A 22138-nucleotide genomic window follows, 5' to 3' on the forward strand; every position below is an offset into this window, starting at 1 on the left:
GCCGAGGACTTCAGAAGTTGGGTCGCGGCTATGACGACTTCTTGGCGTCGCGTTTGCGCGCCAGCATGTTCAAGCCCTCGACCCCGGCCGAGAAGGCCATGGCCGTGTAGATGTAGCCCTTCGGCACATGGGCGCCGAAGCCTTCGGCGATCAGCACGGTGCCGATCATCAGCAGGAAGCCCAGGGCCAGCATGACGATGGTCGGGTTGTTGTTGATGAAGTTGGCCAGCGGGTCGGCGGCCAGCAGCATCACGGTCACGGCGACCAGCACGGCGACGACCATGATCGGCAGGTGATCGGTCATGCCCACGGCGGTCAGGATCGAGTCGATCGAGAACACCAGGTCCAGCAGGATGATCTGGAAGATCGCCGAGCCGACATTGTTGATGACGACGGTGGCCTTGTCCTTCTCGAGCACGTCGTCGCTCTTGCCGGGATCCACCGCGTGGTGAATTTCCTTGGTGGCCTTCCAGATCAGGAAGACGCCACCGGCGATCAGGATCAGATCGCGCCAAGAGAAGGCCGTTTCAAAGCCCGGTTCGCCATGCGACCCGACCGGTCCGCTGATCCCAAGGTCAAAGACAGGCGCGGTGAGGCCGACGATGAAGGCGATGGTCGACAGCAGCACCAGGCGCATGATCAGCGCCAGCGAGATGCCGATGCGACGGACCCTCTGCCGGTGCTCCTCAGGGAGCTTGTTCGACAGGATCGAGATGAAGATCAGGTTGTCGATGCCTAGCACCACCTCCATCACGACCAGCGTAACAAGAGCGGCCCAGGCGGCTGGGTCGACGGCAAGGCTAAGGATTTCGTTCATGGGTCCCCAATAGGGTTCTGGCGCCGCGCCTCCCCGCACGGAACCGTGATGGCGACCAAATGGGGGACGAACGCCCTGCTTGTCGAGACCTCGCGGATCGAAAAGCGACGCCGGAGGACGATTTATGCCCGACGCAGCCCACGTAAAGCCGCTTACGGCCCTGAGGTTCTTCGCCGCTTTCTGGGTGGTGCTCTATCACTATTGGCCCAACCTCGACGTCGGTTTCACCCCGGCGGTGGCGGCCAAGGGCTACCTTGGCGTCGAGGCCTTCTTCGTGCTGTCGGGCTTCATTCTTTGCCATGTTTATCTCGCCGGCTTCGGCGAGGGACGCTTCCGATACGGCGACTTCCTGTGGAACCGGCTGGCGCGGGTCTATCCGCTGCACTTGGCGACGCTGGTCGGCGTAGGGGGCATGGCGCTCGCCGGAACCCTCGCGGGGCTCGCGGTCGATGCGAACATCCTCTCGTGGCCGTCGCTGCCGGCGAACCTCTTGCTGGTCCATGCCTGGGGCTTGGCGCCGGTCGCGGGCTGGAATCACGCTTCCTGGTCGATCTCAGCCGAGTGGTTCGCCTATCTGACCTTCCCAGCCTTCGCTTTCCTGGCGTGGCGTTTGCGGGAGCGGCCGCTGACCGCGGTGATGGCCGCCTTGGCGCTGATCGCCGTGGTGTATCCGGTGTTCGAAGCGCTGGCGGGGTTCTCCCTGACCGAGGCGACGATCCGCTGGGGCGCGCTGCGCATCGTGCCCTGCTTCGCCTACGGCTGCGCCTTGCACGCACTGTGGCGGTCGGGGCGCTTTCCGTCCCGACTCGCCGCGCCCGGCGCAGCTGTCCTGACGCTCGCGATTCTCGCCGCCATCGCGTTCGGCGCCCCGGATTTGAGCATCGTCATGCTTCTGGGCGGGCTGATCTTCATGCTCGCCAGTCTCGCCTCGGCCGGCTCGCGCTTCGCCAGTCAGAAGGTTTTCGTCTATCTCGGCGAGATCAGCTACTCGACCTATATGATCTGCATTCCCTGGAAGATCCTGGCGATCAACGCCACCACGAAAATTCTCAATATCGATAGCGACAAGTTGTCGCTGCTGATCTGGATTTTGATTGTAGCGGCGCTTGTCCCGCTATCGGCGATTTCCTACCACGTCATTGAGAATCCGTGCCGTGAGCGCATGAAATCTTGGGCTTCAACGTGGCGAGCGCGTCGACTGGCGGCGGCGGGCGCCTGATAAATACTCTTTTCACCAATCGCCGGTAGGGTTATCCCTTCACCCAGTGACGCGGGGAGTACCCACAGCATGACGAAACGGACGAGGACCCTCCTGGGTTCCCTGGCCGCTGCCGCCATGATCAGCCTCGTGCCGATGTCCGGCGCGAACGCTGACGGCTACTGGCAGTGCGTCCCGTTTGCGCGTCTGATGTCGGGTATCCAGATCTTCGGCGACGCCCGCACTTGGTGGAGCCAGGCGGCCGGCAAGTACGACACGGGCTCGGCCCCGAAGATCGGCTCGGTTTTGTCCTTCAAGCCCACGGCCCGCATGAACCTTGGCCACGTGGCGTTCGTCAGCCAGGTTCTGACCGACCGGGTCATCCAGGTCACCCACGCCAACTGGTCGGTCATCGAAGGTGATCGCGGCCAGATCGAACAGGACGTCACCGTCGTCGACGTCTCGCCCAACGGCGACTGGACGCAGGTCAAGGTCTGGTACGACCCGATCCGCGATCTGGGAACCACGGTCTACCCGACCAACGGTTTCATCTATCAGGACGCCCAGGCGATGAAGATCGCCATGGCCACCAGCAAGATCGCCATGGCTCAGAACGCCGTGGTCTCGGCCGCCAAGTCCGCCGCCAACCAGGTGGCCGCCTCGGTCCGCGCCTCGCCGCTGGACATCATCACCCAGGCCGCCGACTCGACCGACCGCATCGCGGCCCTGATCGAGGCCGCCACCGGCGGTGGTTCGCCCCCCAGCGACACCAGCAACAAGCCGAACGCCCCGCGCTAAGGCGGGACGCGTTTCGATCCCTTGTTTGTTTCGCGCCTCGATTGTGAGCGCGCCCGTCGTTCATCGCCAATTGCGACTTTCTGTCGCGCTTTGAACGGTTGCTTAAGGCTGTCGTGGGACGTTCGGCGTCGTTCCCGCGTCATTTTGTCCTCCCTGAGCGACCGTTCCGAACGATGCCGTCCGCCGCGCCGTCACGACCGAGCCTCATCCGTAACGTGCATCCTTCGGTGGTGCGCGAGCTGCTGGACGCGCACGCCCGCTATCTGAAGGGCGTGCCCAAGGGCCGGCGCGCGGTGCTGCAATACGTCAATCTCAACAACTACGAGCTGGACGGCGCCGATCTCTCCGAAGCCGACCTGACGGGCGCCTTGCTGAACGGCGCGTCGCTGCGCGGTGCAAAGCTTAGTCGCGCGACGCTCTTCGGGACCGACCTTCGGGATTGCGATCTTCGCGACGCTGACCTGTCCCGGTGCGACATGCGCGGGGCGTGCCTGCGCGGCGCCAACCTCGGCGGCGCCAACCTTTCCAACTGCGACCTGCGCGAGGGCGTCACCGCCGTGCAGGATGAAGAGAAGGGTCTTCGGATCCTGGAGCACTCGAAACGACCGGGCGAGTTGGACTACGCCATGCTGCAGGGCGCCAACCTGAACGGCGCCCAGATGTCCTGCGCATTCGCCCGCCAGGCCGATTTCACGGACGCCGACCTTTCCAACGTCACCCTGCAAGGAGCCAGGCTGAACAACGCCGTGATGGACGGGGCCAATCTTTCGGGCGCCATCCTGCATAATGCGGACCTGTCCAGGGTGTCGCTTCGGCGAGCCGTACTGGCCGGCGCGGACCTGAGCGGCGCCGATCTGACGGGCGCGGACCTGACCGAGGTCCTTCGCGCCCCACCGCCGATCATCTATGTCGACGATCTGCCTCTGAACGAGGTGCTGGAGGCGCACGAGCTGTTCTGTACCTCGGAAGGCCGCGAGGGCAAGGTCGCGCGCGTCGCCGAAGTCGACTTCCGTCCCCTCCGCCGCTTGAAGAACCGCCGTCTCAGCGGTCTGTCGGCGCCCAACGCGGTGTTCTTCGGCATGGATCTGGAGGGCGCGCAACTGCAGGGCGCCAATCTGGCCGGGGCCGATCTTCGCGGGGTCAAGCTGCGCGGGGCCGACCTGCGCGGCGCGCGTCTTGTGGGCGCTCAGCTGTGTCGGGCCGACCTCTCGGACGCCAAGCTGGGCCCGCTGAGGATCGCGGAGGATCGGGTGATCCGCACCGACCTCACCCGCGCCGCGCTGCGGGGCGCCAACCTGCGCGGCGCCAGCGCGCCTCGGGCCCGGTTCATCGAAGCCGATCTTTCCGGCGCGCGTCTGGACGGGGCCGACCTTAGCGGGGCCGAGATGCCGGTCGGCGCGGCCGTTTAGAACCGTCTGTCGGCGGAGCGCGTCTCAACTTTTAATTTCATCGTCACATCCGCGTCGGCGGCGGTCGCGTATACACGGGTTATCCATCAAGGAGTCCGGCAGATCATGACACCTCTTCGCACGCAGGCCGCACTTAGCCTCTCGGCCCTGGGCGCCTTGGCGATCGCGACCTCGGCCGCCGCTCAGTCGCGGGCGCCGGATCGCGCGGTGGTCGGGATCGCCGCAGTCTATGCCCCCGCCTATCAGGGCGCGGACGACTATCGTCTGATGCCCTTCCCGGTGATCGACGTCACCTACGGTCGGTTCTTCGCCAGCGGTCGCAAGGGCCTGGGTTACACCGTGCTGGACGGGCCGCAGGTAAAGGTCAGCGCGGGCGCGACCTATGTGCCGGGCTATCGTCGACGCGACGCCCCGGTGGGCGTCGGGCGTCTTGATGGTGGCGCGGGGCTGCGGGTGGCGGCTGACATGCGGCTGGGCGAGGTGTTGGCGACCGTCAGCGCGACCAAGGTGGTGTCGGGGGATGTCGACGGCGCGCTGGTGGATGCGAGCCTGGCCTATCCGATCCGTGTGTCTGACCGTCTCAGCGTGACGCCCAGCGTCTCGGCGACCTGGGCCGACAGCCAGTACAACCGGGCCTATTTCGGCATCAGCGCCGCCCAGGCCGTCGCCTCCAAGCTTCCGGTCTATCGCCCCGGCGGCGGCGTCAAGGACGTCTCCATGTCGCTGAGCGCTAACTATCGCTTGAACGACAAGATCAGCGTGGGCGCGACCGCCAGCCTCAGCCGGCTGACCGGCGATGCGCGCAACAGTCCGATCGTCGTCGACCCGACCCAGCCGTCGGCGGTGATGTCGATCGCCTATCGGTTCTAGACAGCGGCGCGGATCGGGGGCGTCGACGCCCCAAATCCGCCTGCGACCAAAGCCTAGTCTCGCACGAAGCCTTGCGGTGGGCGTCAACCTTGGTGTTGATGCAGCCGAACCGTGGGAGTCTTTGATGTCGCGTTTGTCCTGGATCGCCGCCGCCGGCGCCTTGGCCCTGGCGGGCTTGGGCGGCGCTGCTCACGCCGCCGCGCCGCAGTTCAAGCCGTCGGCCTGCAAGGGCGACTACAAGGACGCCGCGCGGCAGGTGCGCTGCGGAACCCTGATCGTCGACGAGACGCGCGGCGATCCCAAGAGCCGCCGGATCTCGGTGGCGGTGGCCATCGTCAAGGCCAGCGCGCCCAAGGCGGGGCAGCCGCCGGTCGTCTATCTGCACGGCGGACCCGGCGGTTCGGCCGTCGGCGGCTTGCCGCGGATGCTCAAGAGCAAGGCGGCGCTTGAGTATGTCGCGGTCGATCAGGACTGGATCTTCATCGACCAGCGCGGCGGTGGCCAGTCTGATCCCAACCTCGATTGCCCGGGCGCCAACCTAACCGACGCCGGTCCGCCCAGCGACAAGGACGCCCAGGCCATCATCGCCTGCATGAAGGCCTTCCAGGCCAAGGGCGTGAACCTGTCGCGCTACAACGCTGTCGAGGTCGCCAAGGACGTCCAGGACCTGCGCAAACTCTTGAAGCTGCCGCTGATCGACCTCTATGGCGGTTCGTACGGCACGCGCATCGAGGCGGCGATCCAGACCCATGCGGCCGAGGGCGTGCGCGCGGTGGTGCAAGACTCGCCTTGGCCGCCCGAAGCCGACTGGACCGTCGGCGGCCCGGCGATGGTCTCCAGCTCGATCGATATCGTCATGGCCAAGTGCGCCCGCGTAGCCGAATGCGCCAAGCGCTATCCGGACCTCAAGGCCAAGCTGGCCGTCGTCGCCGAGCGCTGGCTGGCCGGTCCCCAGACCATCAACGGCAAGACCTACACGGCCGATGATTTGGGCGGCTGGCTGATGGACGCCAGCTACTTCACCGCCGGCGTGCTGCCGCGCGATCTCTGGAAGATCATTGAGGGCGACGTCTCGCCGGTGGCCGAGTTCGTCGAGAGCCGCGACTACTACAGCGAGGGCCAGTTCATGACCCATCTGTGTAAGGAGGAAATCCCGTTCGAGGCCCGCGCCGCCGTGGCCGACGGGACGCAGAAGGATCCGATCGCCCGCCTGATGGTCGCCTCGATGCAGCGCATCCACGATGTCTGCGCGGCCATCGACTTTGGTCCGATCAACAAGGTCGAGCAGGCGCCGGTCAAGACCGCCATCCCGACCCTGTTCCTGGCCGCCGAGATCGATCCGGGCTGCCCGCCCGAGCTGACCCGCGCCGCCGCCAAGGGCTATCAGGGCTCGCAGGTGGTGATCGTCACCAACGCCACGCACGGCGTCTCGCGCAGCAGCCCGTGCGTTCGCAAGATGATCCGCAGCTTCCTCCTGGATCCGACCAAGCCGGTGGACCGCAGCTGCCTGCCGGCGGCGGATACGCCGATGGCGTTCATGTACTGAGAGACGTCTTCGGCTTGACGTGAGCGGATCGCGAGCGCTTCCTGGGGTTGAGTGGGGGCGTGTGATGCGGGCGATCATGTTGGCGGCAGCTTTGGCGGGCGGATCGGTAGCGCCCGCCGTGGCTCAGAATGCCGGGCCGCTGCCGGAGGTTAGCGACTCTCCAATCGGCTATCCCTCAGTGGCCGCCGCGCTCGCAGACTTGGCGGGGCGGCCCGATGTCCAGACGTCTGTCCAGGGTGACTGGACGATCATCGCCCAGCCGCAGCCTCGCACGCTCTGGTCATTTCCTGGCGCCAAGCATCCAGCCTATCCGGCCGCCGTCCGACGCGAGGTCGTCACGGGGCCAGACGGCAAGGTCTATGTGCAGATGCAGGTGCTGTGCGAAGCGTCGAAGCCCGCCTGCGACGATCTTGTTCGATCCTTCCAGGCGCTGAACAAGAAGATCGGCGCCTCGGGGAAGCGCCGATCGTAATAGGCCCTACATCTTCTTCTTCAGCGGCAGCAGGTCCGGATAGACCGCGTCGCGCTTCTGGGCCTTGGCCGTGAAGGCCTCGGCCATGTGCGGGCCGCTGAACATGCCCGTCTGCCAGGTGGCGATGTAGTCCAGCGCGTCGGCGATCGAGTGGTCGCGGGCGTAGTTGATCATCACCTTGCTGCCGGCCACGGCCAGCGGCGACTTCTCGGCGATCTCGCGGGCGGTGGCCAGGGCGTGGGCGACGACCTCCTCGTGGGTGTCGAACACCTCGTTGACGAGGCCGATGTCACGCGCGCGCTGGGCGGGCAGGCGGCGGCCGGCATAGGCCAGCTCCCGCACCCAGCCCTCGGGGATCAGCTTACACAGGCGCGGGAAGGTGCCGACATCGGCGGTCATGCCGATGTTGATCTCCTGGATCTGGAAGAAGGCGTCGGTGGTCGCATAGCGGATGTCGCAGGCGCTGATGAAGTCGACCGCCCCGCCGATGCAGCCGCCCTGGATGGCCACGATCACCGGCATGCGCGCCTTGTCCAGGCAGCTGAAGGTGTCCTGCAGGTGATGCACGAAGCGGCGGAAGCTCTCGGCGGCCACCCAGCGGTCGGCGTCCTGGCGGGCGGTGACGCCCTCGTCGTCGGTGAACACCGACAGGTCCATGCCGGCGCTGAAATGCTTGCCGGTCGAGGAGATGACGATGCAGCGCGCCCGCGCATTGTCATCAATATCTTTTACAATCGCGGGAAGCTCATTCCAGAACGGCCGTGTCATGGTGTTCATGGCTTCGGGACGCTTCAGCTGGATGTGCGCGACGCCAGCCTCGATCTCGACCTTGAAACAGCTATAGTTCGCCTGATCCTGGTTGCTCATGCTGGCCTCCCTTATGTTGTCCGCGACTATCGGACGGGGGGAGGGCGGCGACAACACTGACCCTACGGAAAAGGGAAACGACATGACGACGCGCAAGACCCCCGCCACCGCCCTGGCCATCGCCGCCGTCCTGGGCGCCAGCCTGGCGGCCGCGCCCGCGCCCGTGCTGGCCCAACAATCCAAGCCGCTGGGCGGCCTGTTTTCCTGCGAAGGCTCGGGCAAGAAGCAGGAAGGCGGCGCCCTGATCGGCGCGGCGGCCGGCGCTCTGCTGGGCAGCAAGCTGGCCAAGAACGAACAGACCCTGGGCGCGCTGGTCGGCGCAGCGGCCGGCGCGGCGGCGGGGGCCTATATCGGCTGCCGCATGCAGTCGACCGACGCGGCCCTGGCCGAGCAGGCCACCAAGAAGGCGCTGGAGACGGGCGTCGCCCAGACCTGGAGCAACAGCCGCACCGGCAATTCGGGGCGCATCAATGTGGTCTCGTCCAGCTACGGGCCGCCGATCGATGGCCGCACCATCCGCTATGCCCAGGGCGTGCAGAGCCTGCAGAGCCTGGCCGCCACCCCGGGCGCCTATACGGCCGCCTCGACGGTGAACCTGCGCGCGGGCCCGTCGACCAAGACCGCCGTGGTCGGCAAGCTTTCGGCCGGTGAGACCTTCGACGCCATCGGCCAGGCCCCGACGGGCGGCTGGGTGCTGGTCGGCCGCAGCGGCTTTGGCGTCGGCTACGCGGCCGCCTCGCTGGTCCGCCCCGCCGGCCAGATGGCCGCCAGCTGCCGCGTCATCGACGCCGCCGTCTCGGGCGGCGGTCAGGCGACCTCGACCCAGCGCTACAGCGCCTGCCGCGACAATCGCGGCGAATGGCAGCTGACCCAGGCCTAACGGCTAAAGCTTCGCGTTCCGCCAATGGCGGTGAAGAGGGGATCGTTCGTCTGACTTGGGCGGGCGATCCCCTTTTTCATGTTCGCTCGCCCTGCCGCTCGAGGGGCGGGCGCGGCGCCGATCGTCACGCCCATGCCAAGCTCCATGGACGCGGCGGTGGGAGACGCCTACCTTACGCCTGATCACTTGAAGGGAGCCACGCCATGGACGCGGCCGTTTTTCGCGAACCTCGCCGACGCGTCGTGGCCGTGCCGGGTGGTGAGATCGCCGCCCTGGAGTTTGGCCCCGAGGACCGGGCGATCGATATCGTCTTCGTCCACGCCAACGGCTTCAACGCCCAGACCTACCGCACACTGCTGTCGCCGCTGGCGGCGGGCCTGCGCATTCTGGCCATCGACCAGCGGGGGCACGGCGCCACCACCTTGCCGGCCGATCCTAAGGGCCGCCGGTCGTGGCGGGATTTACGCGACGATCTGGTCGGCCTGCTGGACGTCCTGAACGGACCGCCCGTCGTGCTGGCCGGACACTCGATGGGCGGCACGGTCAGCCTGTTGGCCGCCGCCGAGCGTGCTGATCGGGTCAAGGGCGTGCTGCTGCTGGACCCGGTGATCATGCCCTGGCTGGCCAATCTCTATGCCAAGGCCCCATGGACCTCCGGCCGAGGCTTCATGCAGCTGCCGATCGCCCAGGCGGCGTTGAGACGGCGGGCCGTGTTCGACAATCGCGAGGCGGTGTTCGCCGGCTATAAGGGACGCGGCGCCTTCAAGACCTGGCCCGAGACCATGCTGGCCGACTATGTCGCCGGGGGTGTGGTCGATGCGCCCGAGGGCAAGGTGCGCCTGGCTTGCGCGCCAGCCTGGGAAGCCTCGAACTACGCCGCCCAGGCGCACGATCCCTGGCGCGCGGTTCGGCGCGTGACCGCGCCGGTGAGAATCCTCAAGGCCCAGAAGCACTCGACCTGCCGGGCCGGCGACGGCTTCGCGCGGCGGGGCCGCGACGTGCGGATCGAAACCGTGGACGGCACGAGCCACTTCCTGCCCATGGAGCGCCCCGATCTGGTGCGCGACGCCCTGTTCGAGATGGCGACGGCTTAAAGCGCCAATCCCGTGATCTCATGAGCGGCCAGAGCCGCGCGGGCCGCGTTGGTGACCGGCACCACCTTACGGGCGTCGAGATCAAAGGTGATGGCCACCGCCTCCGAGGTCCCCCAGGGCTGGCCCGTGGCCGGGTCCAGCATCCAGTGGACCACGCGCATGGTCCGGGCGTCGGTTCCCAGCAGGCCCGAGCGGATCTCGATCCGGTCGCCGGCGCGGGGCCAGGCCAAATGAACGATCCGGTACTCCAGCACCGCGCCGCCCATCCGCTGAGGCTTCTGGTCTGCGTGCTCGACCACCAGGTCGCGGAACGGATGGATGAACGTGCCGATGCCGTCCGACACCCGGCCGATGAACTGTTCGGTGCGCATCCGTCCGAACACGTCGCAGTCCGACGGCAACAGCCCGCCAAGTCCGATCCGCGCCAGACCCAGGGCCTCGGCGCGCGCCAGGTTGGCGGTGGGCGTGAACGGCGACAGGTCGATACTGCGGGCCTGGGCGCGTTCCGGAATCTCGACTTTCAGGGTCTCTGCGCGTTCGCGGGCGATCCTGGGCCAGGGGAAGGGCTGCCCATCGCGCGGCGTGGCGTGGACGACCGTAGTCTGGAAGGTGGCCGCCAGTTCGCCAGAGGCCGGGTGGATCAGCAACTGCAGGATCCGCGCCTCGGTCTCGCCCATCTCGATCACACCGCCCAGCATGTAGAGCGGCGCGCCGGCGTGGGCCTCGCGCAGGAAGCGGATGTGCTGTTCCTTGACCAGCAGGGTCGCATTGGCGTGGGGCGAGAAGGCGTGCGGCAGGCCAAGCTCGGCCGCCATGCCGATCAGACCTTCCTGGGCGCGCACCACATAGTGGCGCACGTTCATGTGCCCCATCTCGTCGCAGTCCCAGGTGTTCACCCCACCGCGCCAAATCTCGACGCCGGGTAGCGGCTGGGCGGTCGTCATGGTGAGGACTCAAGCGATGGTGAACGGTTGTTCGAACCTAGCGGGCTTTGCTCAGCTTCGGCAATCCGCGCACAGGCCGTGCGCCTCGATTGTCACGCCCGTCAGCGCATAGCCTGCGGCTTCGCCCGCGGCGATGATCTCGGCGCTGGCCTTGGGCTCGATCTCGCGGGTCGCGCCGCAGCAGTCGCAGATCAGGAAGGCCGCGGCGTGGCCGTCGGCCTCCTTGCGGCAGGCGACATAGGCGTTGAGGCTCTCGATCCGGTGGGCGAAGCCCTGCTTCTCCAGGAAATCCAGCGCCCGATAGACAGTCGGCGGCTTGGCCGGAGGGCCCTCCCCGCCGAAGGTCGAGATCAGGTCATAGGCCTTCACCGGCTGGCCGGCCGTCAGCAACAGTTCAAGCACTCGGCGCCGAGGCGCGGTCAGGCGCTGTTCCGCCGCCGCGCAGCGCGCCTCGGCCGCATCGAGCTCGGCCGCGAGGGCCGCGCCGGCGACGCCGTGGTTGTGGTGGTCGTGTCCGCAGGAGGGAGCGTTGGCCATGCCCAAGAGGTAGAGGGCGGGTGGCGCTGGCGCAAGCTACAGCAGAGGTTTGGATAGCGCCGCCGCCTCGGCCTCGCAGCGCTTGGCGTCCGGAGCAGGACCCGCTGCGCGCGCCGCATCGAGTTCGGCCCGGGCGGCGGCGAGGTCGGCCTTGAAGGCGTCGGAGCCCTTGAGCGCGGTGAACAGGTTCTCCGCGTTCATCCGCCCGGCTTCCACCGAGCTCATGTTGTGGACGCCGCAGATCATGCGGCTTTCACCGTACGCCTTGGCGCGGGTCAGGATCGCCTCCCGGCGGTCCGGCGCCAGTTCGGCCAGGACGAGACCCACGCTCCAGCCCCAGGTCGAGTGGCCCGAGGGATAGTCAGGCGACAGCGCCAGGCCCAGGCTGCGCTTGATGCAGATCGGGCCTTCCTCGCTGAAGTAGGGGCGGGGTCGGCGATACTTCAGTTTCGGGCCCGCGACGGCCGAGCGGACATCGCGGCTCATGCGCAGCAGGGTGGCGGCCAGCTTGGGGTTACGCTCGAACGACGGGGTGACGCCCAGCGCGCAGGCGTAGCCGTCTAAGACCCTCTCCTCGACATTGTCCTCCTGGGCCAGGGACCAGCGCGGCGTATCCTTCAGCGCGCGGGTGGCGCGGAAGATCTCGCGGTCTCGCAGCGCGGCTTCAGACCCCTTGGGCGGCGGTGGCGGCAGGTGGTCGCGCGCGTCGAACACGCCCTTGGCCAGATAGCGATGGCTGGGCGCGTCGCCGCTCAGCGTGGCGCAGCCGGTCAGCATCAGGGCGGCGGTGGTGACGAGCCAGACAGCGCGCATGAAAAAGGGTCCCCGAAATCACGTTCGAGGACCCTGCATTTTCAACTCCGGCCGATCAAGCCCGCCGGACCGTCAAGCTTACTTGCCGAACAGCTTGTTCCAGCGCGGCTTCTCGCGGCCTTCCCAGGCCTTGCGCCAGTAGGCGTCGCTGGCGATCAGCGGGACGACCGTGGTGGCCTCGGCGAACACCATCTGTTCGTAGGTGGTCGAGACCTTGCCCCACGAGGCGGCTTCCTTCAGCGTCGACGAGCTGCAGGCGCCGTCGCGCACGTCGGCGACCGTGATCTGGATGGCGTACTTGTGCATGTCGGCCTCGACGCCGAGGATCTCGGCGCAGACGACGGTGTCCTGGGCGAAGTTCTTGGGCACGCCGCCGCCGACCATGAACAGGCCCGTGGTGCCGGCCGCGATCTTGACGTCCGTCAGTTCACGGAAGTCGGCGACCGCGTCGATCATCAGGTAGGGCTTCTTCTCGGCGATCTTTTCCTTCTGGTGCTTGACCAGACCGAAACCAGCCGAGCTGTCGACGAAGGCCGGGCAGAAGATCGGCACGCCTTCTTCGTAGCAGGTCTGGATCAGCGAGCCTTCCTTCTTGGCGTTACCTTCCGCCAGCCACTTGCCCATCTCCCAGATGAACTCGCGCGAGGAATAGCCGCGGGGCTCCAGCTTGTTGCAGATCTCCAGGATCGTGTGGTCGCAGGCCTGCAGCTCTTCTTCGTCGATATAGGTGTCGTAGATGCGGTCGATGTAGTTGTCGCGCAGGACGTTGTCGTCGACCGGGCCGGCGGCCTGGTAGTGCTTGAAGCCCAGGGCTTCGAAGAAGTCCATGTCGACGATGCTGGCGCCGGTGGCGACCACGGCGTCGATCATGCCGTTCTTCACCATGTCGCGGTAGACGTGCATGCAGCCGCCGGCCGAGGTCGAACCGGCCAGGATCAGCCAGGTCGAGCAGCCCTTGTCGGCGAGCGCCATGTTGAAGATGTCGGCCGCGCGGGCGGTGTCGCGCGAGCTGAACGACATCTTGCGCATCGAGTCGATGATCGGGCGGGCGTCGTACGACGTGATGTCGACGTGCTCGACGACCTTCTGCAGCAGTTCGGCTTTTTGGTTGTTCGGAACGGGAGCGTTCATCGCTTCGGTTTCCCTGACTTTGGACGCCCGTCGTTGAAACTAACCACCTGTCGGGACGGAGCGACCGACCGATGGAAACAGATTTAGCGCCCAGCGACAGTGCTGAGCGGGGGCAAAGAGCATCCCCCATTCCGATCTTCCCGGCGAATGCCGGGACCCAGATTCAGCCTGAGCTTCTCGTGGGTTTCACCTGGGCCCCGGCATTCGCCGGGGAAATCGGATCTATGGGGTCGGCATACTCAACAAAGAAGACAGATCAGCGACGGCGCTTGCGCTTGCCGGCCGCGCCCTTGGGACGCGAGAAGCGGACGATCTTGCGCTCTTCCGTCTCCTGCCGGACGACCGGGATCGAACGCTTGGCCAGGCCGTACATCGAGGCCATCGGCGCGTCCTGCACCAGGGCGGTGTCGGTCTCGCCAAAGCCGTTGAAGCGGGTGTTCATGGCTACGCCATAGGCGCCGAGCATGCCGATCTCGATGTAGTCGCCCTCGTCGACGCTTTCCGGCAGGTAGAAGGGGCCGGGCATGTGGTCGACGCTGTCGCAGGTCGGGCCATAGAAGCGGAAGGGCTTGAGGCCTTCTTCCACCACTTCGCCGCTCTTGCGGTACAGTTTGACCGGGAACGGCCACTTCATGTGCGCGGCGTCGAACAGCGAGCCGTACGAGCCGTCGTTCAGATAGAGCGCGTCGCCCTTCTTCAGCTCGACCTTGACCAGCAGCGACGAAGCCTCTGCCACCAGGGCGCGGCCGGGCTCGCACCAGAGCTCGGTGGTCTCGTGGACCATCATCTCGGCGAAGCCGCGGTCGATGGCCGCCAGATACTCTGAGAGATCCGGCGGGACCATGCCCGGATAGATCGACGGGAAGCCGCCGCCGACGTCGACGACATCGGCCAGCACGCCCGCACGAACCAGAGCCCGCGAGGCCTGGGCCATCGCCGCCTGGAAGGCGGTCGGGCGCATGCACTGGCTGCCCACGTGGAAGGAGACGCCCATCAGGTCCTGGGTCGCGCGGCGCGCGGCCAGCAGCAGGTCCGGAGCATTATGCATCTCGACCCCGAACTTGCCCGACAGGCTGTAGGCCGCGCCCTCGGCCTGCACGCCCATGCGGACGATCAGGTTGAGGTCCTTGGCCTGGCCCGTGGCGTCCAGGATCTTGGCCAGCTCTTCGTGGGTGTCGAACGAGAAGGCTTTCACACCGTGGTCGAAATAGGCGGCGGAGATCGCCGCCCGGCTCTTGACCGGGTGCATGAAGGCCATGCGCGAGCCCGGGGCCTCGGTGGCCACGAGCTCGACCTCGTTCAGCGACGCGACGTCGAAGGATCGCACGCCGGCCTGCGCCAGCTCGCGGATCACCCACGGCGAAGGATTGGCCTTCACCGCGTAGAAAACGTCACCTTTAAATTCGGACTGGAACCAGCGCGCAGCTACGGCAACCGCGTCAGGCCGCACGAGTGCGACGGGACGTTCCGGTGACCGCTCACGGACCAGGTCCAGGGGCGAATGGTACGTGCGCAATTCACGTAACCCCCTGTTGGAAGTTAAACCCAGGCCGGCGTTAGCAGCGTTTAGAGGACTTCGGGTCCGCCGGAGCCGTGCGAAATAGGGGCAATGATCCGGGATGTAAAGACCCTTTTATGGCCCCGTTTCGGGACGAATTGATCCAGGCGGCCGCATCGGGGGATCGCGCCCGCGTTTTCACCGTTCCGAAGGCCTCCAAGGCTGAAAATACAGGGGCTTTTCGTCACAGATGAGGCCCCGTCTCCGCCGCATAAAACGCGCCTGGCCGTCACAAATGCGTTGCGTCCGACCCGCAAACCGGAGAACGCATTTCCCAACCTCTGAAACCACGTTAAGGATTCGCCCCGACCATGACGTCGGACCCTGTTCTCTCGATCCGCGCCGCCTCGAAGACCTTCGGGTCTCGCCGCGCGCTGGACGCCGTCTCGCTCGATGTAAATCGGGGCGAGATGATCGCGCTCATCGGCCCTTCCGGGTCGGGCAAATCCACGCTTCTGCGCTCGATCGACGGATTGCAGACCATTGACCCGCCTCGTGGGGAAAATGGGGGCGAGGGGACGATCACCGCGTTCGGCGGTCCGGTTCAGGCGCGTGGCAAGGTTTCCGACCAGGTGCGCAAGGCCCGGGTCCGCATCGGCTTCATCGCCCAGCAGTTCAACTTGGTTGGCCGCCTGTCCTTGTTCAGCAACGTGGCCCTCGGCTCGCTGGGGCGGATCCCGCTGATGCAGGGCCTTTTGGGCTGGTGGCCCAAGGAGACGCGTGAGGCGGCCATGGCGGCCCTGCACCGCGTCGGTGTCTCGGAATACGCGGCCCAGCGCGCTAACACCCTGTCGGGCGGCCAGCAGCAGCGCGGCGCCATCGCCCGAGCGCTGGTTCAGAAGGCCAAGATCATCCTCGCCGACGAGCCGGTCGCCTCGCTGGATCCCGTCTCGGCGCGCAAGGTCATGGAGATCCTTCGTGACCTGAATCAAAGCGACGGCCTGACCGTCGTCGTCACACTGCACCAGGTGGACTACGCCCTGCGCTATTGCGACCGGGTCGTGGCCCTGAAGGCTGGCCAGAAGGTCTATGACGGCCCGGCTTCAGGCCTGAAGCGTGAAAAACTCATCGATATCTACGGCCCGGAATTCGAAGACGTGTTCTGGGAAGGAGCACCCCAATGATCAGCCGCCGTTCGGCTCTCGTGATCGCCGCCGGTCTCTCGGCCCTGGCCCTGGCTTCCTGCTCGGGCAAGTCGGACGCGCCCGCCGCCAACAACGAGGTGACCTTCTCGATCCTGTCGACCGAGTCGGCCCAGAACATGGAGAGCTACTGGACGCCGATCCTGAAGGACATGGAGAAGCAGACCGGCCTCAAGGTGAAGCCGTTCTTCTCGTCCAACTACTCGTCGCTGATCGTGGCCATGGGCGCGGGGCAGACGGATCTGGGCTGGTTCTCCAACCAGTCGGGCCTGGAAGCGGTGCGTCGGTCTAACGGCGAGGTCTTCGCCCGCACGTTCGATCCGTCGGGGACCGACGGCTACAAGTCGGTGATCATCGTCCCGTCCGACAGCAAGATCCAGTCCGTCCAGGATCTGCTCAAGTGCGACAAGACCCTGGACTTTGGCATCGGCGACAAGAAGTCGACCTCGGGCACGCTGGCCCCGATGACCTATGTGTTCATCCCGGCCAACAAGAAGCCCGAGACCTGCTTCAAGACGGTGATCAGCGCCAACCACCAGGCCAACCTGTTCGCAGTGGCCAACGGCAAGCTGGACGCCTCGACCAACAACTCGACCGCCATCAACCTGTCGAGGGCCCGGGGCGAGGGCGTCACCGACAAGATCCGGGTGATCTGGGAGTCGCCGACCCTGCCGGAAGACCCGATCGTCTGGCGCAAGGACATCGATCCGGTCGTGAAGGAGAAGCTGCGTCAGTTCTTCCTGACCTACGCCCAGGGCGACACGCCCGAGGCCGAGCAGCAGCGTGGCTATCTGAAGCGGCTCTCGATCGGCGGCTTCAAGCCGGCCGACGACACCCACCTGCTGGTGGTGCGTGAGATGGAAGCGACCGAACAGTTGGGTCTGGCCCGCGAGGCCGGTGACCAGGCCAAGATCGCCGCCGCCCAGAAGGTCCTCGACGGCGTCAAGGCCGAGCGCATGGCCGCCGAGGGCAAGGCGGGCGTCGTCGCCCAGCCGACCAACTGAGGTCCTTGATGAGCCAAGCCGCCAAGATTGAAGGGGCGATTCCGCCGCCGCCCAAGCGGTCGACCTCGGCCCTGGCCTTCGACACCCTGCTGTGGGGCGGGGTGATCCTGCTGCTGATCATCAGCTTCCAGCCGGCCGAGATCGACAAGTTCCCGCAGCTGTTCACCGACACCGAGAAGACGCAGGGCTTCGCCCAGCTGTTCTTCAAGCCGTTCACGGACCCGGCGCTGTTCATGTCGATGGATTGGAGCCTGTTCATCGGCAAGATGTGGCAGACCATCCAGATGGCGCTGTGGGGCACGGCCCTGGCGATTATCGTCGCGATCCCGCTGGGCCTTCTGGGCGCGCGCAACATCGCGCCCGTCTGGGTGCAGCAGCCAGTGCGCCGCGTGCTGGACCTGATCCGCTCGATCCCAGACCTCGTGGTGGCCCTGATCTTCATCACCGCCGTGGGCCTTGGCCCGTTCGCGGGCGTGATGTCGATCATGTTCAACACCGGCGGCGTTCTGGCCAAGCTGTTCGCCGAAGCCGTCGAGTCGATCGACAAGGGGCCCGTCGAGGGCGTGCGCGCCACCGGCGCGGTCAAGCTGCAGGAGATCGTCTGGGGCGTGATCCCGCAGGTGGCCCCGCTGTGGACCAGCTACGCCCTCTACCGCTTCGAGTCGTCGAGCCGCGCCGCCACGGTGCTGGGCATCATCGGCGCGGGCGGCATCGGTCAGATCCTCTACGACTCGATCAACGCGTTCCAGTTCGACCAGACCGGCTGCATCGTGCTGGTCATCGTGGTGGCCGTCTCGATGATCGACCTGCTGTCGCAGGTTATCCGGACTCGCCTGCTCTGAGGCGCGGCGGCGGTGGTCAGAGCCGCCGCACACGCCAGCATGGCTGATCCAATCACGCCGCGGCTCTATGGGCCGCGGCGTTTTTGTTTGTATAGTGGCGCGCCGGCCCCTCCCACGCGCCGGCCGCGGTCGCTGTCCGGCGACGCGTCCTTGACCCTGAAGGGCCATGATCCTCGTCTCGCTCGTTGTCGTCTTCTTCCTCGTTCTGCTGAACGGGGTCTTTTCCATGTCCGAACTGGCCGTTGTCTCGGCTCGGAAGGCGCGTCTGCAAGGCTTCGCCGAGCGCGGCGACCGGGGGGCGAAGCTGGCCCTCGACATGGCCGAGCATCCGACGCGGTTCCTGTCGGCCGTGCAGGTGGGCATCACGCTGATCGGCATCTTCGCCGGCGCCTACGGTCAGGCCACCATCGCCGCCGCCCTGGACGCTTGGCTGGAGGCTAGCGTCCCTGCCCTGGCCAAGTACTCAGAGGCCATCGCAACGACCCTCGTCGTCATCGGCCTGACCTATGTCTCGGTGATCCTGGGCGAGCTGGTGCCCAAGCGCCTGGCGCTGATCTTCCCCGACGCCATCGCCCGCCGCATGGCGCCGTTCCTGGCCATCGTGGCCACGGTGCTGCGGCCCTTCGTGACCCTGCTTACCGTCTCGACCGCCGCCGTGCTGCGCCTGATGGGCGTGCGTGACGAGCGCAACACCAGCGTCACCTCCGAAGAGGTCGAGGCGGTGCTGGCCGAGGGCGCCGACGCCGGTCTGATCGAGCCCGAGGAGCGCTCGATGATCCAGGAGGTGCTGCGCCTGGGCGATCGTCCCGTGCGCGTGGCCATGACCCCGCGCCGCGACCTCTTCTGGGTGTCGCTGGCCGACGATACCGAGACCGTGCTCAAGGAGATCCGCGCCAGCGCCCACTCGCGCATCGTGGTCGCCACCGAGGGTGACCTCGACGGCGACGTCGGCGTGCTGCTGAAGAAGGACCTGCTGGACGCCTGTCTCTCGGGCGAACCGCTGGACCTGAAGGCCCACGTCCAGCAGCCGCTGGCCATCCCCGAGACCATGTCGCTGCTCAAGGCACTGCAGCTCTTCAAGTCGACCAGCCTACACATGGCCCTCGTCGTCGACGAGTTCGGCTCGCTGCAGGGCGCGATCACGCCGCTGGACCTGCTGGAAATGATCGCCGGCGACTTCCCGGAAGATCACGACGACGACGAAAAGCGCATCATCCGCCGCGAGGACGGCGGCTGGCTGATCGACGCGCGCCTCGATATCCAGGAGCTGAACGACCACCTCGGCGAAAACTTCGAGGCCGAGGGTGGCTATCACACCGTGGCCGGCCTGATCCTCGACCGCCTGGGCCGCCTGCCCACCGAGGGCGAGCATGTCACGATCGGCGGCTTTGATCTGGAGATCGTCGACATGGACGGCTCGCGGATCGACAAGGTCATCCTCAAGCCCACCAAGCGCAAGAAGGACGGCCAGGAGGGGTAGGGGGTTCTGCGCGGCGCACAGATGTGTCGCCGGGAAGGTCGGGTTGAAGGCGTGAGGTTGGAAGCCGTTCCCGACCCTGGGCGGACGTCGTGCAAAACCCTCTCTCCATGAGAGAGGGATTCCTTGTGGCCGCTCACGACCCTGGGCGTACCTTGGCGCCGTGCGTCCTTCGAGGCGCGCTCAAGAGCGCGCACCTCAGGATGAGGTGTTCAGCAACAGACTTCCTCATCCTGAGGTGTGAGCCGAAGGCGAGCCTCGAAGGGCGCACGGCGGTAGAAGCCAGACCTCTCTGGCGGACGCCGGGGCCGAAGACCAAGATCCTCCCCGCAGAGGGGGAGGCGGCCGAAGGCCGGAGGGGGAAGTACTGCCGAGCCGGCCGCTTCCCCCTCCGTCGGCTTCGCCGACACCTCCCCCGCTAGGGGGAGGATCGGTCCGCACCCCACCCCACCGCCCAAGAGAAAGGGCGCGGATCTTGCGATCCGCGCCCTTCGTTTTGTCTAACCGATGAGGCCAACTGCTATTGCAGCTTGGCCCCCATCTGGCTGATCGCGGCGTCCACCAGGCCGTCGGCCTTGGCGCCCGCGAGACGGGCGGCCAGGACGGTTTCAGCGGCTTGGGCGGCGAGATCCACCGCGGCGGCCTTCACGTCGGCGGCGGCTTGCGCCTCGGCCTGGGCGATCTTGCGTTCGGCCATCTCGGCGCGGCGCTTGATCTGCTCTTCCAGCTTTTCCTTGGCTTCCTCGGCCATACGCTTGGCGTCGGCCTTGGCGGCTTCCAGCATGCTGGCGGCCTGACGCTCGGCGTCCTCGCGCTGGGCCTTCACCTCCGCGAGCAGGCCTTGAGCCTCCTCACGCAGTTGCTGGGCTTCGTCGAGCTCGGCCTTGATCTTGGCGGCGTAGCCGTCCAGAGCGCCAAACAACGCGCCGGGCAGGACCTTCAGGAAGATCAGCAGGCCGAAGAAGATCACCAGGGCGCCCAGAACCCAGAACTCCGGGTTGCTGAAGCTGAACAGGGATTGGTGTTCCATTGTCAGCTCCTTAGGCCAGGGCCGACTTCAGCTCAGTGGCCGTGGCCACCTTGCCCGTCAGCTTCTCGACGATCGCGCCGGCGGTTTCCTCGGCCACCACGCGGACCTGGCTCATGGCCTGGTCGCGGGCGGTCTGGATCGAAGCCTCGGCCGCGGCCAGCTTCTCGGCCAGCACGGCCTCTTCCTTGGCCTGACGCTCGGTGGCTTCGGCCGAAGCCTTGGCCTTGGCGTCAGCAGCGGTCTTCTGGGCCTTGGCGCGAGCCTCGGCGACTTCCGCCGCTGCGGCGCGAGCCTGGGCCTCAGCCTCGTCCTTCATGCGACGGGCGTCGGCGATGTCGCCGGCGATCTTGGCGCCGCGCTCGTCGATCGCGCCGCTGACCCGGGGCAGCAGGCCCTTGGACAGCACCGCATAGAGAACGGCGAAGATGATGAGCAGCCAGACGATCTGACCACCCCAGTGCTCGAACTGCAGCTGCGGAAGGCCGCCGCTTTCGTGCTTCTGGGGGGCTTCCGTCGTCTCGGTCGTGCCGTGATGTTCCGTCGCCATGGGCGAGGGCGCCTCTCAGCTAGTGCGCTTGGAGCGGACCGTGTTCCGGCCCGCTCCAGGAAGCGCGAGAAAACAAAAGCATGGGGCGCGTCGCTTCCGATGAAGCGCCGCGCCCCAGGGGTCGGATTACGAGAACAGGATCAGGAAGGCGATAACCAGGGCGAAGATGCCCAGGGCTTCCGTCAGAGCCATGCCCAGGAACAGCATCGGGCGCTCTTGAGCGGCGGCGGTCGGGTTACGCAGAGCGCCTTGGAAGTAGTTGCCGAACATCACGCCCAGGCCAACGCCCGCGCCGATCATGCCGAGCATCGCCAGACCAGCGCCGATGTACTTAGCAGCAGCAGCGTCCATGATTGAGACTCCTTAGGAAGGGTATGTAGGTTGAAAGACTAAAGGTTGATCAGTGGCTGTCGAGGTGCACGACGTCGTTGATGTAGACGCAGGCAAGCACCGCGAACACGAAGGCCTGCAGGAAGGCCACCATGAACTCGAGGGCCGTCAGGGCGACGACCGAGGTCAGGGCCAGGGCCGCACCGGCCCAGCCCAGAACGCCGAGACCGCCCAGGGCGACCACGAAACCGGCGAAGATCTTCAGCACCACGTGACCGCCCAGCATGTTGCCGAACAGACGAAGGCCAAGCGTGATCGGGCGGATCAGGAACGACAGGATCTCGATCGGCACCAGCAGGAAGTACAGCGGCCACGGCACGCCCGACGGGGCGAACAGCTTGAAGAACTTGACGCCGTTCTTGGCGAAGCCGACGGCGACCACGGTCAGGATGACCATCAGGCCGAGCGTCAGGGTCACGGCCAACTGCGAGGTGGCGGTGAAGACCAGGAACATGCCCTGCACGTTCATGAACAGCACGAACGCGAACAGCGTGAAGATGAAAGGCAGGAACTTCTTGCCGTCGTGACCGATGATCGACTCGGCCAAGCCGTCGACCAGCCCATAGAGCATCTCGCCGACCGACTGCAGACGACCCGGGACCACGGCCTTCTTCGCCGACAGGGCGTAGAAGCCGATGATCAGCAGGGCGGCCGACATCATGGCGGCCACGGAGTTCGTGATCGACAGGTCGATGGCGCCGAGGCCAGGAACGGTCACGGTGGGCAGTTCCACGATCTTCTGGATCTGGAACTGGTGCATCGGATCGGCCAT

23 protein-coding genes and 1 pseudogene are annotated in these 22138 nt (G+C 66.5%); 13 read left to right on the forward strand and 11 right to left on the reverse strand.

The genetic code is table 11. The features are described from left to right. Positions 1-28: 28 nt before the first annotated feature. Entirely contained in the window at positions 29-817 is a 789-nt protein-coding gene (locus tag CA606_RS01780; RefSeq protein WP_096052665.1) for a TerC family protein, read from the reverse strand. 124 nt (positions 818-941) lie between these two features. On the opposite strand from CA606_RS01780, the gene CA606_RS01785 reads away from it, so the two are divergent. From CA606_RS01785 to CA606_RS01810, 6 genes are all read left to right on the forward strand, one after another. Beyond that, a complete protein-coding gene (locus CA606_RS01785; RefSeq protein ID WP_096052664.1) occupies positions 942-2036 on the forward strand; it encodes an acyltransferase family protein in 1095 nt (364 codons plus the stop codon). Between the two features lie 69 nt (positions 2037-2105). Then, entirely contained in the window at positions 2106-2813 is a 708-nt protein-coding gene (locus tag CA606_RS01790) for a CHAP domain-containing protein (RefSeq protein ID WP_096052663.1), read from the forward strand. 173 nt (positions 2814-2986) lie between these two features. Beyond that, positions 2987-4222 (forward strand): pentapeptide repeat-containing protein, encoded by a 1236-nt coding sequence (locus CA606_RS01795; RefSeq protein WP_096052662.1) that lies wholly within the window; start codon positions 2987-2989, stop codon positions 4220-4222. Positions 4223-4327: 105 nt separating this feature from the next. Beyond that, positions 4328-5092: a MipA/OmpV family protein gene (locus CA606_RS01800; protein WP_096052661.1), complete on the forward strand. Its 765-nt coding sequence runs from the start codon at positions 4328-4330 to the stop codon at positions 5090-5092. Positions 5093-5213: 121 nt separating this feature from the next. Continuing rightward, the gene (locus CA606_RS01805; RefSeq protein WP_096052660.1) at positions 5214-6638 is read left to right on the forward strand and encodes an alpha/beta hydrolase; all 1425 of its coding nucleotides are present in this window, start codon (positions 5214-5216) and stop codon (positions 6636-6638) included. A 118-nt stretch (positions 6639-6756) separates the two neighbouring features. After that, positions 6757-7110 carry a molecular chaperone DnaJ gene (locus tag CA606_RS01810; RefSeq protein WP_181242735.1) on the forward strand — a complete coding sequence of 118 codons (354 nt, stop codon included), beginning with the start codon at positions 6757-6759 and terminating at the stop codon, positions 7108-7110. Between the two features lie 6 nt (positions 7111-7116). Here the strand turns inward: CA606_RS01810 and CA606_RS01815 are convergent, their stop codons facing one another. Continuing rightward, positions 7117-7977 carry a crotonase/enoyl-CoA hydratase family protein gene (locus CA606_RS01815; RefSeq protein WP_096052658.1) on the reverse strand — a complete coding sequence of 287 codons (861 nt, stop codon included), beginning with the start codon at positions 7975-7977 and terminating at the stop codon, positions 7117-7119. An 82-nt stretch (positions 7978-8059) separates the two neighbouring features. Here CA606_RS01815 and CA606_RS01820 point away from each other — a divergent pair, with 82 nt between their 5' ends. Both CA606_RS01820 and CA606_RS01825 read left to right on the forward strand, forming a co-directional pair. Then, positions 8060-8857 (forward strand): SH3 domain-containing protein, encoded by a 798-nt coding sequence (locus tag CA606_RS01820; RefSeq protein ID WP_096052657.1) that lies wholly within the window; start codon positions 8060-8062, stop codon positions 8855-8857. 203 nt (positions 8858-9060) lie between these two features. Beyond that, positions 9061-9951 carry an alpha/beta fold hydrolase gene (locus CA606_RS01825; RefSeq protein WP_096052656.1) on the forward strand — a complete coding sequence of 297 codons (891 nt, stop codon included), beginning with the start codon at positions 9061-9063 and terminating at the stop codon, positions 9949-9951. Here CA606_RS01825 and CA606_RS01830 read toward each other — a convergent pair. From CA606_RS01830 to CA606_RS01850, 5 genes are all read right to left on the reverse strand, one after another. Then, entirely contained in the window at positions 9948-10895 is a 948-nt protein-coding gene (locus tag CA606_RS01830; RefSeq protein WP_096052655.1) for a thioesterase family protein, read from the reverse strand. The two genes, CA606_RS01825 and CA606_RS01830, sit on opposite strands and share 4 nt — an antisense overlap. Positions 10896-10946: 51 nt before the next feature. Continuing rightward, the gene (locus tag CA606_RS01835) at positions 10947-11432 is read right to left on the reverse strand and encodes a Fur family transcriptional regulator (RefSeq protein ID WP_096052654.1); all 486 of its coding nucleotides are present in this window, start codon (positions 11430-11432) and stop codon (positions 10947-10949) included. A gap of 36 nt (positions 11433-11468) precedes the next feature. Beyond that, on the reverse strand, positions 11469-12245 hold the full coding sequence (locus CA606_RS01840) for an acid phosphatase (RefSeq protein WP_096052653.1): 777 nt from the start codon (positions 12243-12245) through the stop codon (positions 11469-11471). Between the two features lie 78 nt (positions 12246-12323). Then, positions 12324-13376 carry a 1,9-bis(guanidino)-5-aza-nonane synthase gene (locus CA606_RS01845; protein ID WP_096052652.1) on the reverse strand — a complete coding sequence of 351 codons (1053 nt, stop codon included), beginning with the start codon at positions 13374-13376 and terminating at the stop codon, positions 12324-12326. A gap of 256 nt (positions 13377-13632) precedes the next feature. Continuing rightward, entirely contained in the window at positions 13633-14892 is a 1260-nt protein-coding gene (locus CA606_RS01850; RefSeq protein ID WP_096052651.1) for a type III PLP-dependent enzyme, read from the reverse strand. Between the two features lie 353 nt (positions 14893-15245). Between CA606_RS01850 and phnC the strand changes: the two genes are divergently transcribed. The 5 genes and pseudogenes from phnC to CA606_RS19810 all read left to right on the forward strand — a co-directional run. After that, positions 15246-16058, forward strand: a complete 813-nt coding sequence (gene phnC / locus CA606_RS01855; protein WP_096052650.1) for a phosphonate ABC transporter ATP-binding protein — start codon at positions 15246-15248, stop codon at positions 16056-16058. Then, the gene (phnD, locus tag CA606_RS01860) at positions 16055-17080 is read left to right on the forward strand and encodes a phosphate/phosphite/phosphonate ABC transporter substrate-binding protein (RefSeq protein ID WP_096052649.1); all 1026 of its coding nucleotides are present in this window, start codon (positions 16055-16057) and stop codon (positions 17078-17080) included. Before phnC ends, phnD begins: the two co-directional genes overlap by 4 nt. Before the next feature lie 5 nt (positions 17081-17085). Beyond that, positions 17086-17922, forward strand: coding sequence for a phosphonate ABC transporter, permease protein PhnE (phnE, locus tag CA606_RS01865; protein WP_096052648.1), 837 nt, complete (start codon positions 17086-17088; stop codon positions 17920-17922). Positions 17923-18088: 166 nt separating this feature from the next. Further along, a complete protein-coding gene (locus tag CA606_RS01870; RefSeq protein ID WP_096052647.1) occupies positions 18089-19402 on the forward strand; it encodes a hemolysin family protein in 1314 nt (437 codons plus the stop codon). A gap of 321 nt (positions 19403-19723) precedes the next feature. After that, positions 19724-19852 (forward strand): annotated as a pseudogene (locus tag CA606_RS19810) (hypothetical protein); the annotation flags it as partial. A 67-nt stretch (positions 19853-19919) separates the two neighbouring features. Here CA606_RS19810 and CA606_RS01875 read toward each other — a convergent pair. The 4 genes from CA606_RS01875 to CA606_RS01890 form a co-directional block, all read right to left on the reverse strand. Next, entirely contained in the window at positions 19920-20429 is a 510-nt protein-coding gene (locus tag CA606_RS01875; protein WP_096052646.1) for a F0F1 ATP synthase subunit B, read from the reverse strand. 10 nt (positions 20430-20439) lie between these two features. After that, positions 20440-20976, reverse strand: a complete 537-nt coding sequence (locus CA606_RS01880; RefSeq protein ID WP_096052645.1) for a hypothetical protein — start codon at positions 20974-20976, stop codon at positions 20440-20442. A gap of 126 nt (positions 20977-21102) precedes the next feature. Next, positions 21103-21327, reverse strand: a complete 225-nt coding sequence (locus CA606_RS01885) for a F0F1 ATP synthase subunit C (protein ID WP_004615714.1) — start codon at positions 21325-21327, stop codon at positions 21103-21105. Between the two features lie 49 nt (positions 21328-21376). Next, entirely contained in the window at positions 21377-22138 is a 762-nt protein-coding gene (locus tag CA606_RS01890; RefSeq protein ID WP_096052644.1) for a F0F1 ATP synthase subunit A, read from the reverse strand.

It is taken from the genome of Caulobacter vibrioides (assembly GCF_002310375.3).
GTDB classification, from domain to species: Bacteria; Pseudomonadota; Alphaproteobacteria; order Caulobacterales; family Caulobacteraceae; genus Caulobacter; species Caulobacter vibrioides_D.

What these genes read in the sequence shown, in the direction of transcription:
- CA606_RS01780 (WP_096052665.1), bottom strand. Translation starts at nt 817, where the DNA reads ATGAACGAAATCCTTAGCCTTGCCGTCGACCCAGCCGCCTGGGCCGCT.
- CA606_RS01785 (WP_096052664.1), top strand. Translation starts at nt 942, where the DNA reads ATGCCCGACGCAGCCCACGTAAAGCCGCTTACGGCCCTGAGGTTCTTC.
- CA606_RS01790 (WP_096052663.1), top strand. Translation starts at nt 2,106, where the DNA reads ATGACGAAACGGACGAGGACCCTCCTGGGTTCCCTGGCCGCTGCCGCC.
- CA606_RS01795 (WP_096052662.1), top strand. Translation starts at nt 2,987, where the DNA reads ATGCCGTCCGCCGCGCCGTCACGACCGAGCCTCATCCGTAACGTGCAT.
- CA606_RS01800 (WP_096052661.1), top strand. Translation starts at nt 4,328, where the DNA reads ATGACACCTCTTCGCACGCAGGCCGCACTTAGCCTCTCGGCCCTGGGC.
- CA606_RS01815 (WP_096052658.1), bottom strand. Translation starts at nt 7,977, where the DNA reads ATGAGCAACCAGGATCAGGCGAACTATAGCTGTTTCAAGGTCGAGATC.
- CA606_RS01820 (WP_096052657.1), top strand. Translation starts at nt 8,060, where the DNA reads ATGACGACGCGCAAGACCCCCGCCACCGCCCTGGCCATCGCCGCCGTC.
- CA606_RS01825 (WP_096052656.1), top strand. Translation starts at nt 9,061, where the DNA reads ATGGACGCGGCCGTTTTTCGCGAACCTCGCCGACGCGTCGTGGCCGTG.
- CA606_RS01830 (WP_096052655.1), bottom strand. Translation starts at nt 10,895, where the DNA reads ATGACGACCGCCCAGCCGCTACCCGGCGTCGAGATTTGGCGCGGTGGG.
- CA606_RS01835 (WP_096052654.1), bottom strand. Translation starts at nt 11,432, where the DNA reads ATGGCCAACGCTCCCTCCTGCGGACACGACCACCACAACCACGGCGTC.
- CA606_RS01840 (WP_096052653.1), bottom strand. Translation starts at nt 12,245, where the DNA reads ATGCGCGCTGTCTGGCTCGTCACCACCGCCGCCCTGATGCTGACCGGC.
- CA606_RS01845 (WP_096052652.1), bottom strand. Translation starts at nt 13,376, where the DNA reads ATGAACGCTCCCGTTCCGAACAACCAAAAAGCCGAACTGCTGCAGAAG.
- phnC (WP_096052650.1), top strand. Translation starts at nt 15,246, where the DNA reads ATGACGTCGGACCCTGTTCTCTCGATCCGCGCCGCCTCGAAGACCTTC.
- phnD (WP_096052649.1), top strand. Translation starts at nt 16,055, where the DNA reads ATGATCAGCCGCCGTTCGGCTCTCGTGATCGCCGCCGGTCTCTCGGCC.
- CA606_RS01870 (WP_096052647.1), top strand. Translation starts at nt 18,089, where the DNA reads ATGATCCTCGTCTCGCTCGTTGTCGTCTTCTTCCTCGTTCTGCTGAAC.
- CA606_RS01875 (WP_096052646.1), bottom strand. Translation starts at nt 20,429, where the DNA reads ATGGAACACCAATCCCTGTTCAGCTTCAGCAACCCGGAGTTCTGGGTT.
- CA606_RS01880 (WP_096052645.1), bottom strand. Translation starts at nt 20,976, where the DNA reads ATGGCGACGGAACATCACGGCACGACCGAGACGACGGAAGCCCCCCAG.
- CA606_RS01885 (WP_004615714.1), bottom strand. Translation starts at nt 21,327, where the DNA reads ATGGACGCTGCTGCTGCTAAGTACATCGGCGCTGGTCTGGCGATGCTC.
- CA606_RS01890 (WP_096052644.1), bottom strand. Translation starts at nt 22,138, where the DNA reads ATGGCCGATCCGATGCACCAGTTCCAGATCCAGAAGATCGTGGAACTG.